The 2,400-nt window shown below is 70.6% G+C and carries 3 protein-coding genes; 2 read left to right on the top strand and 1 reads right to left on the bottom strand.

All coding sequences use genetic code 11. The features are described from left to right. Both AC1DZ6_RS23600 and AC1DZ6_RS23595 read left to right on the top strand, forming a co-directional pair. On the top strand, positions 1–686 hold a 686-nt coding region (locus AC1DZ6_RS23600; RefSeq protein ID WP_477099540.1), incomplete at its 5' end, for a leucyl aminopeptidase family protein. Next, on the top strand, positions 683–1,513 hold the full coding sequence (locus tag AC1DZ6_RS23595; protein WP_477099539.1) for a C40 family peptidase: 831 nt from the start codon (positions 683–685) through the stop codon (positions 1,511–1,513). The genes AC1DZ6_RS23600 and AC1DZ6_RS23595, both read left to right, overlap by 4 nt. 116 nt (positions 1,514–1,629) lie before the next feature. On the opposite strand, the gene AC1DZ6_RS23590 is transcribed toward AC1DZ6_RS23595, so the two are convergent. After that, positions 1,630–2,142 (bottom strand): thioredoxin family protein, encoded by a 513-nt coding sequence (locus tag AC1DZ6_RS23590; protein WP_477099538.1) that lies wholly within the window; start codon positions 2,140–2,142, stop codon positions 1,630–1,632. Positions 2,143–2,400: the final 258 nt, after the last annotated feature.

The raw sequence follows: 2,400 nt of genomic DNA, 5'->3' as shown, positions 1-2,400 counted from the left end.
ACATCAAGCCGTCCGGCGGCATGCGGCTGATGAAGAAGGACATGGGCGGCGCCGCCCACGCCCTGGCGCTGGCCCGGATGGTGATGGCCGCCGGCCTGCCCGTGGCGCTGAGCGTGCTGGTCCCCGTGGTCGAGAACGCCATCGCCGGCGACGCCATGCGGCCCGGCGACGTGCTGGCCACCCGCGCGGGCCTGACCGTCGAGGTCGGCAACACCGACGCGGAAGGCCGGCTGATCCTGGCCGACGCCCTGACCCGCGCCGCCGAGCTGGAGCCGGTGCTGACCATCGACATGGCCACCCTGACCGGCGCGGCCCGCGTCGCCCTGGGGCCGCAGCTCATTCCCTTCTATACGCCGGACGACGACCTGGCCCTGGAGATCGAGGAGGGCGCGCGCGAGGCCTCCGACCCGGTCTGGCGCATGCCCTTGTGGGATGGATACAGGGAGGCGGTCGAGAGCGACATCGCCGACCTCAAGAACGACGCCGACGCCTGGGCCCAGGCCGGCTCGATGACCGCCGCCCTGTTCCTGCAGCGCTTCGCGCCGACCACGGGGGCGTGGGTCCATTTCGACATCTTCGCCTGGAACCCCAAGGCCCGGCCGGGCTTCGCGTCCGGCGGCGAGGCCCAGGTGATCCGGGGGCTCTACGGCATGCTGAAGTCGCGTTTCCCCAAGGCTCAAGCATGAGCGATCCCCGCATAACCCTGGCCCGCGCCGACTTGGCGGACCTGGACCTGCAAGGCCTGGTCGCCGCCGGGCGCTACGAGGCCCCGACCCTGCGGCAGGTGGCGGTCCCCACCGCCGCCCTGCGCAAGACGGCCCATCCGATGGCCGAGCAGTGGGACCAGCTGCTGTTCGGCGAGGTCTTCCGCGTGCTGGACGTCCAGGACGGCTTCGCCTGGGGCCAGGCGGCGCGCGACGGCTATGTGGGCTTCGTCGCCGAGGACGACCTGGCCGCCCTGGGCGAGCCGGCCACCCATCAGGTCGCGGTCCCGCGCACCTACGCCTTCGCCGAGCCGAACATCAAGTCGCGCCCGGTGGGCCTCTATTCGCTGAACGCCCTGACCGCGATCGAGGCCGTCGACGGCCGGTTCGCCAAGGGCGAGGGCACGGGCTGGTTCGTCGCCGCCCACCTGGCGCCCGTGGGCGTGGCCCTGACCGACTATGTGGCGGTCGCCGAGCGCTATCTGGGCGCGCCCTACCAGTGGGGCGGCCGCGAGTCGCTGGGTCTGGACTGCTCGGGCCTGGTGCAGCAGGCCCTGGCGGCCTGCGGCCAGGCGGTCCCGCGCGACACCGACATGCAGCTGGCCTTCTTCGCGCCGGTCGCGGCTGAGGATCGCCGGCGCGGCGAYCTGGTGTTCTGGAAAGGCCACGTGGCGATCCTGCTGGACGCCGACACCATCCTGCACGCCAACGCCCACCACATGGCGGTGGCCGTCGAGCCCCTGGCCGACGCGCTCGCCCGCGTCGAGGCGGCGGGCGGCGGAGCGGTGACGGGGTGGCGGCGGCCTTAGACGCCTAAAGGGTTGTCATCCCGGAAACGGCGAAGCCGTTATCCGGGACCGCCGGAAGCGCTGAGCTCAGGCGTCGGTCCCGGATCTTCGCGCTGCGCGCTCGTCCGGGATGACAATCACTTCGGCCACTGGGCCAGCCAGTCGACGATCGACTGCGGCGTCATGTGGCGGGCGTCGGTCAGGGCGAAGTATGCGCCCTCGTTGACCAGCTTGCCGTTGCCGTCGACCACCAGGAAGCTGGGCACGCCCTTCAGCTTGTCGAGGCCGTAGCGGGCCGGGATCTGCATGTTCTTGTCGTAGCGGCCGACGTTCACGGTCACGACCTCGTAGTGCTTGTCGACCCATTTCTTGACGTCGGGCTGCTCGATGACGCCGGCGAAGACCCGGCAGTCGCCGCACCAGTTGCCGCCGAAATCGATCAGGGTCAGCTTGTGGGCCTTCTTGGCGCGCTTCAGCGCCGCGGCGACGTCGGCCTCGGCGTCGGCCTTCTCGTCATAGGGATAGGGTGGGGTCGGCAGGTCGGCCAGCGACTTCAAGGCCACGGTCGGCGCCTTGGCGGCGAAGGCCGAAACGGGGGCGGTGATCAGCATCGCGGCGAGAGCGGCGGCGGCCAGCAGGCGAGACGTCATGGTCGAACGGTTCCGGTGAAACGGTGCGGTCCGATACCCTACTCATAAAATAGGAAAACGTGGCAAGGCAGCTTTGCTGCAGACGCTTCCACGCAGCCTGAGGCGCCTGAATTCAGGGCGCCCGCGAAGACGGCAAAGAAAAAGGCCGCGAAGCGAACTTCGCGGCCTTCTGATCTTGGTCTGAACCGAAGTCGATCAGGACTTGGCGGCGGCCGGGGCCGGGGTGGTCGGCGCGCCGGCGGCCGGAGCGCCAGCAGC

The sequence above is a fragment of the Caulobacter sp. P1_B12_2 genome (assembly GCF_056406675.1).
The sequence above is the reverse complement of the archived record's forward strand: the minus strand, read 5'-3'. Positions and strand labels throughout refer to the sequence as shown.

Coding starts and splice junctions, on each gene's coding strand:
- AC1DZ6_RS23590 (WP_477099538.1), bottom strand. CDS start 2,142: ATGACGTCTCGCCTGCTGGCCGCCGCCGCTCTCGCCGCGATGCTGATC.